At 44.7% G+C, this 5,959-nt stretch carries 8 protein-coding genes; 4 read left to right on the plus strand and 4 right to left on the minus strand.

Annotated elements, in window-relative coordinates; translation table 11 throughout:
- Nucleotides 1-511, plus strand: a 511-nt coding sequence (locus F6K52_RS30850; RefSeq protein ID WP_293087920.1) for a CHAT domain-containing protein, incomplete at its 5' end; no start/stop codon positions are given.
- Between the two features lie 115 nt (nt 512-626).
- Nucleotides 627-1,415 (plus strand): DUF4058 family protein, encoded by a 789-nt coding sequence (locus tag F6K52_RS30855; RefSeq protein WP_293087922.1) that lies wholly within the window; start codon nt 627-629, stop codon nt 1,413-1,415.
- Between the two features lie 5 nt (nt 1,416-1,420).
- Here the strand turns inward: F6K52_RS30855 and F6K52_RS30860 are convergent, their stop codons facing one another.
- Nucleotides 1,421-1,642, minus strand: coding sequence for a hypothetical protein (locus F6K52_RS30860; RefSeq protein ID WP_293087924.1), 222 nt, complete (start codon nt 1,640-1,642; stop codon nt 1,421-1,423).
- Between the two features lie 125 nt (nt 1,643-1,767).
- Here F6K52_RS30860 and F6K52_RS30865 point away from each other — a divergent pair, with 125 nt between their 5' ends.
- Entirely contained in the window at nt 1,768-1,932 is a 165-nt protein-coding gene (locus F6K52_RS30865; RefSeq protein ID WP_293087926.1) for a hypothetical protein, read from the plus strand.
- Here the strand turns inward: F6K52_RS30865 and F6K52_RS30870 are convergent.
- From F6K52_RS30870 to F6K52_RS30880, 3 genes are read right to left on the minus strand one after another with little or no spacing between them, the layout of a single operon-like run.
- Nucleotides 1,927-3,306: a cytosine deaminase gene (locus F6K52_RS30870; protein ID WP_293087928.1), complete on the minus strand. Its 1,380-nt coding sequence runs from the start codon at nt 3,304-3,306 to the stop codon at nt 1,927-1,929. The genes F6K52_RS30865 and F6K52_RS30870 overlap by 6 nt on opposite strands.
- Nucleotides 3,303-3,449, minus strand: coding sequence for a hypothetical protein (locus tag F6K52_RS30875; RefSeq protein ID WP_293087930.1), 147 nt, complete (start codon nt 3,447-3,449; stop codon nt 3,303-3,305). The genes F6K52_RS30870 and F6K52_RS30875 overlap by 4 nt, the downstream gene beginning before the upstream one ends.
- A gap of 12 nt (nt 3,450-3,461) precedes the next feature.
- On the minus strand, nt 3,462-4,889 hold the full coding sequence (locus tag F6K52_RS30880; RefSeq protein WP_293087933.1) for a bifunctional diguanylate cyclase/phosphodiesterase: 1,428 nt from the start codon (nt 4,887-4,889) through the stop codon (nt 3,462-3,464).
- A 694-nt stretch (nt 4,890-5,583) separates the two neighbouring features.
- Here F6K52_RS30880 and F6K52_RS30885 point away from each other — a divergent pair.
- On the plus strand, nt 5,584-5,835 hold the full coding sequence (locus tag F6K52_RS30885; RefSeq protein WP_293087935.1) for a hypothetical protein: 252 nt from the start codon (nt 5,584-5,586) through the stop codon (nt 5,833-5,835).
- The last annotated feature ends 124 nt before the right edge of the window (nt 5,836-5,959 follow it).

Here is a 5,959-nt window from a genome sequence, read left to right on the forward strand (position 1 = left end):
TGAAACCTTTCCCAACACTAAGCTATTCATCGATAAACAGTTTCATGGGGATACCATTTATCAGATGAATGACTATTCCGTAGTGCATCTAGCCACCCACGCTGTGTTCAACAAAACTAAACAAGATTCATTTATTCTGTTTGGTGATGGCAGTCTCGTTACCCTGACCCAGGTAGAAGAAACATGGGATTTATCCAATGTAGATTTAGTAGTGCTCAGTGCCTGTCAAACCGGCTTAGGGGGAGAATTGGGGGATGGTAAAGAAATCCTCGGTTTTGGTTATCTGATGCAAAATGCTGGTGCGGATGCTGCGATCGCATCCCTGTGGAACGTAGATGATCAGGGTACCCAAGCCTTGATGAATAAATTTTATCAGGTCTTGAAACAGGGGAAGGTTACTAAAGCGGAAGCCCTCCGACAAGCTCAAATTGCTTTAATTACCAAAGTAGAGTACGGTTTGGACCATCCCTTTTATTGGGCACCGTTTATTTTGATTGGTAATGGATTATAGGGTTATGGGGTTGAAGGTTGAAGGTTGAAGGTTGAAGGTTGTTCGCGTAGCGTGGCCTTTGGCCAAGGTTAAGCTTCTGCTATCCTAGAAGACAGACCTGATTGGAGGTTAAGGGATGCCGTCAATCTTTCCCGGTATGGATCCGTATTTAGAGCATCCTAATTTATGGCCAGAAGTACATCATTGGTTGATTAGTTTAATTGCTGAGTGTTTAATTCCTCAGGTACGTCCGAAGTATAAAGTAGCTATTGCAAAGCGCATTTATCAGGTTAATCAAACTAACCAAGATGACGTCTTATTAGTTAGGATTCCTGATGTTAATGTTAAACGTCAACCAAATACTGAAGATTCTCCCAGCTCTAAGGTTGCTGTTGCGCCACCAACCACAAAACCAGTGACAGTAATCGTTCCTATGCCTGAAGAAATCAAGCAAGGGTATTTGGAAGTAAGAGATATGACTACTGGTGCTGTGGTAACGGCTATCGAAGTTTTATCTCCAGTCAATAAGCGCTCTGGTGAAGGGAGAGAAACTTACCTAAAAAAACGCCAACGGGTGTTAGGAAGCTTGACCAATTTAGTGGAGATCGATTTGCTCAGAGGCTGGAAACTAATGCCACTCTTAGATAACACTATTGAAAGCGATTATCGGGTTTTAGTTAGTCGAGAAGAGCGTCGCCCACGAGCCGAGTTGTATACTTGTAATCTCCCAGAGCAACTACCAACTTTTTCCTTACCATTACGTCCAGAAGATTCTGAGCCGATAGTGGATTTACAAGGTATAATTAATAGTGTTTATGAACGAGGTGGTTATGATTACCAACTCGATTATGACCAAGATCCAGTACCAGCTTTTTCGGAAAATAATCGCATATGGGCTAAGGAATTATTGAAAACTGGTATATAGCAATTCTACGACTTGTGAGGTAAAAATTTATGGTTTTTAGGGAGCAGGGAGCAGGGAGCAGCGATGCAGCGCGGTCTTGGGGAGGCAGCGCGGTCTTGGGGGTCTCCCCCATGAGCGACTGCCGTGGTTTCCCCCATGAGCGACTGCATCAAGACGGGAGCAGAGAATAGGAAAGTCGGAAGTGGGAAGTCAGAAGAGGGAAGAGGCAAAAAGTATGTGTACCTCATAGCTAGGAAAAACGCTATAAATCCGGTTTAATAAGATTATATTAAAAACAATCAAAGTCTTTGCCTAGACTTGATTTGATGATTTAGGTAAGTAACCTATAATAACCGAATTTGGTATCATATATATGAGGTACACATTATTTTTGCCCTCTTGCCTCTTGCCTCTTGCCTTCCCCTCCTGGGAGGGGTTAGGGGTGGGTTCCTCTTGCCTCTTGCCTCTTGCCTCTTGCCTCTTGCCTGCTCCCTGCTCCCTGCTCCCTGCTCCCTGCTCCCTGCTCCCTACCCTATAAATCATCCAACTCAGAATAATCCGGCAACGTAGTATCAATTGACTTACCCTGGCGCAAGATAATTCGGTCATGTTGGGGACGGGACAAAAGTTCACTGAAATGGCGTCCCTTAAACAAAATCAAATCTGCCGGGAGTCCCACCCCAATCCTACCCATCTCGGGTAAATCCATTAAATCAGCGGCTGTCTTGGTTACGGCACAAGGCCAATCACCGATGGGCATATCTAAATGGGCAATCCGTACCGCTTGGGTAAACACTTCTAATACATCATGGTCCCCAAATCCATAAAAGGGGTCTCGACAATTATCACTAGCTAATGTTACCGGAATACCCTGTTGTTTAATTTCATGGAGCCTGGTAACTCCCCGCCAAGATGGTGTAACGTTAGCCTGTCGATCTTGTAGATAAAGATTGCACATGGGTAAGCTAACAATAGCAATTCCTGCTGCTTTGACCAACTTGAGAGTTTCCGCAACCTCCTCTAAAGGTTGCACGGCCAAACTGCAACAGTGACCACAAAGAATTTTTCCGGTAAACTGATGACGAATCGCAGCTTGGGCAATCTGTCGTAAACAATGGGAATCGGGATTACCGTTTTCATCAGCATGGAAATCTAGGTTGAGGTTTCTCTCCTTAGCTAAAGAGAAAACAGTATCGAGTTGAGCATCCAGGTCTTGGTTGCTATAGGCTACTCCCCCAAGTATGCCTCCGATTTCAGCAATTTTGTCGGCTAAGGTAATGGCAGCGGGAGTTTGATAGTAATCTAGAGTAACTAGAGACACCGCTTGTAGGGTAACTCTGTCTTGCCATTCCTTCTGGAGGGTTTGGAAAACGCCTAGGCTAATCGCACTTTGTTCTCCAACCCAGTCAATGTGGGTGCGGATAGCTTTAGTACCATGAGCATAGCTACATTTAAGTCCAAATTCCATGCGCCGATATAAATCTGACCCTTGCCAATAGGTTTCGGCATCAGCATCTCCGGTGATACAGGCACTATTAAAGGTCCCATCAGGGTTGGGAGACCGTTCCCAAATATGACCTTTATCCAGATGGGTGTGTATATCAAGAAAACACGGCCATACTTGTCCTTGCCTGAGATCTATACTGGGGATGTGACTAGGTATATTACTGGTATCTGTGCTAGCTTCAACACTACTGTTTGCATTCCCGTAGCGCTCCTTTTCGAGCTTAGCCTTTTGCTGGCCTTTGGGAACAATTGCCTTTGGCACGATTGCGGCAATGGCTCCCTGATTAATTTCAATATCAACTAAGCACAAACCCTGCTCGTTGCGGACGCAAACGTTGCTGTTTTCCAGTAGACAAAATGGTACATAGGCATTTGTGAGCCAGTATCGTTCGGCGTTGGGAATCATTCGGGAGTAGGGAGTAGGGAGTAGGGAGCAGGGAGCAGGGGGAATAAAATTGAATGTACCTCATAAGTATGATCAACGCTATACCAATTCTGGAAATTACCACTACCCATCAATTTCATCTCCCTATCTCCCCATCTCCCCATCTCCCCATCTCCCTATCTCCCTATCTCCCCATTTCTCCATCTCCCCACACTTAAACCCTCTAACCAGGCTTCAGTAGCTTCGGGATTTAAAGGCTTAGAAAACCAATACCCCTGTCCATATTGACAACGCCAATCACAAAGCTGTCCCAGTTGCTTTTCGGTTTCCACTCCCTCTGCCACTACATGTATACCGAGGTCGTTTGCCAACTTCACCATCGACCGCAAAATTTTCTCATGTTTGTGATCATCACTCATGCCTTTGACAAAAGAGCGGTCAATTTTTAATATATCTATGGGCAAATTTGGCAAGTAACTGAAGGCAGAATAGCCAGTCCCAAAATCATCAATGCACAACTGAATCTGTCGCTGTTTGAGTTTCTCCAACAGAACCACTGCATTGGTTTCAAGCAGTACACTTTCTGTGATCTCTAGTTTCAAACTCTTGGCATCGAGACCAGAATCCCACAAAATTGTGTCGATTTTTCCGATTAGATCCGGTTGGGATAATTGTAAGCTGGAGATGTTAACACTGATGGTTAAATCCCGATAGTGGGGAAACTGTTGTTGCCACTGGCACATTTGTTGGCAAGCCTCCCGTAGTACCCACCAACCCAGTGGCACAATCAGCTCTGTTTCTTCTGCCACTGGAATGAATTCTGCTGGCAACAGCAGTCCCCGTTCGGGATGCTCCCAGCGCACCAGTGCCTCAAAGCCAGCCAGTTTATGGGTTTCAAGAGACACAATTGGCTGGTAATAAAGCCGCAATTCTTCGCGCTTAATACCCAAGCGCAAACTATCTTCTAACTGCAACCGCTCTACACTCCGGGTGCGCATGGCAGGGGTAAACAGCTGATAGCCCGTGTTACTGTCCATTTTGGCTCGATAAAGAGCTAGACTGGCGTTGTCAAGAAGAGCAGAGGCTTGGTAATCATTCCTGTCATTGCTAGCAATGCCAATATTGGCACTCAAAAAGATCTCATGGTCATCAATCGAAAAAGGCGTCCGCAGGCTAGCGCAAATCTGTTCTGCTACCAAGCTAGCTTCACTGACATCGTTGTTAATGTCTTCGAGCAAGACCGCTAATTCATCTTCGGACCACCGCGCCACTGTATAGTTAACGGTATAGTTAACGGTATAGTTAATGGTATAGTTAATGGTAGAATTCAGGGCATAAGTCAAGCGAGAATCAAAAGCCTTTAGCAATTTTGCTCCCACTTGTCGTCCCATACTAAACTGAATGACTTTGAAACGTTCCAAACTCACCAATAAGACGGCGAATCGATAACCCTTATACCACTTTGACCTTTGGATTACTTGCCTCAACCGTCTCCTAAAACTATCTGGGTTGAGCCAGGGAATCAGGAGGTCATTAAAGGTAGAATCCTGAAACCTTTCTACAGGTTGCTGATCTTGCTGATCATTGTTACTTCTAGCGAACACCTATTTTCTCTATCACCCTGAATTAGCTCAATTGAGTTACTCATTGATAATTGAGCCAAAAAGGAAACCCGGAAGGCAAAAGCTGTGGTATAGTAAACGTTTTGCCATATTCTTTAAGCTCAATTCTGTTAATGGTTGTTAACGATGAACATCCTTCCTGATGGTTTTACTCAGCAAATCAATAACGCTGTTTGGCATCATCCTAAGTTGCGGTTATACCGTTTAAATCAGAGGTGGGACTGTTGAATGTGGACTGAATGTGGACGATAAACAAGCAACGGTCAACTGTCGAAAACCAAACTTCAATACAACCCTAGCCACCGTGGAGCACTACCATGGATCAGTGATGGAACCTCTTAGTTAACCATTAGTTAACCAGGGAAAACAAAATAGAGCATGGAGTAGGGGTAAATCCCATGCCCTATTCTTGGATGCCCACAATTACGAGGTAGTTTTAACTGTTACCCTTTAACCCGTATAGGTAGTTTTTAGATGGCTTAATTGCGTAAGCCTGGTTTACTAGGGAAGCTGATCCCCCTTGAAGTAGGTAGCCAGCGATCGCTTATTGATCGCTGGCTTGGCGTTAACCCTAAAGGACGATTTGCGATCCCTATCCTTAAGGTAAATCGGCAATGTGGCTTTGTCTGTGAGAAAAAGTAATAAATAATTCTAATCAATTACATAATAAAAAGTAATGAGTGTTGAAGAAGCATTGGCGATGGTAGATACGGTCATCAAACCCGAACGCTTAAATGCTGTTCAAGAACTGGTGCTCCGCCAATGTTGGTCAGGACAAACTTATCAAGAGATTGCTGACGGTTCCGGTTACGACGCCGATTACATTCGGGTGGTTGGCTCCCGGTTGTGGCATATCCTCTCAGAGGTTTTTGGAGAGAAGATCACAAAAAATAACATTCGTTCTGTGATCAGGGAGCGATTACGATAGGTTGAGCTTGAGGATTTGCCAGAGGTGGAGCTGGAATTACCTACAGAGATGGAATTGCCCAGAGGTGTGGTGCCTCTGAATTCTTCTTTTTATATCGAGCGTCCCCCCAATGACTCTTTATGTT

This window comes from Moorena sp. SIO3H5 (assembly GCF_010692395.1).
In the GTDB taxonomy this organism is placed as follows: Bacteria; Cyanobacteriota; Cyanobacteriia; order Cyanobacteriales; family Coleofasciculaceae; genus Moorena.

Bases quoted from the DNA above. Each gene is read 5' to 3' on its own strand.
- F6K52_RS30855 (WP_293087922.1), top strand. From the start codon at position 627: ATGCCGTCAATCTTTCCCGGTATGGATCCGTATTTAGAGCATCCTAAT.
- F6K52_RS30860 (WP_293087924.1), bottom strand. From the start codon at position 1,642: ATGAGGTACACATACTTTTTGCCTCTTCCCTCTTCTGACTTCCCACTT.
- F6K52_RS30865 (WP_293087926.1), top strand. From the start codon at position 1,768: ATGAGGTACACATTATTTTTGCCCTCTTGCCTCTTGCCTCTTGCCTTC.
- F6K52_RS30870 (WP_293087928.1), bottom strand. From the start codon at position 3,306: ATGATTCCCAACGCCGAACGATACTGGCTCACAAATGCCTATGTACCA.
- F6K52_RS30875 (WP_293087930.1), bottom strand. From the start codon at position 3,449: ATGGGGAGATGGGGAGATAGGGAGATGAAATTGATGGGTAGTGGTAAT.
- F6K52_RS30885 (WP_293087935.1), top strand. From the start codon at position 5,584: ATGAGTGTTGAAGAAGCATTGGCGATGGTAGATACGGTCATCAAACCC.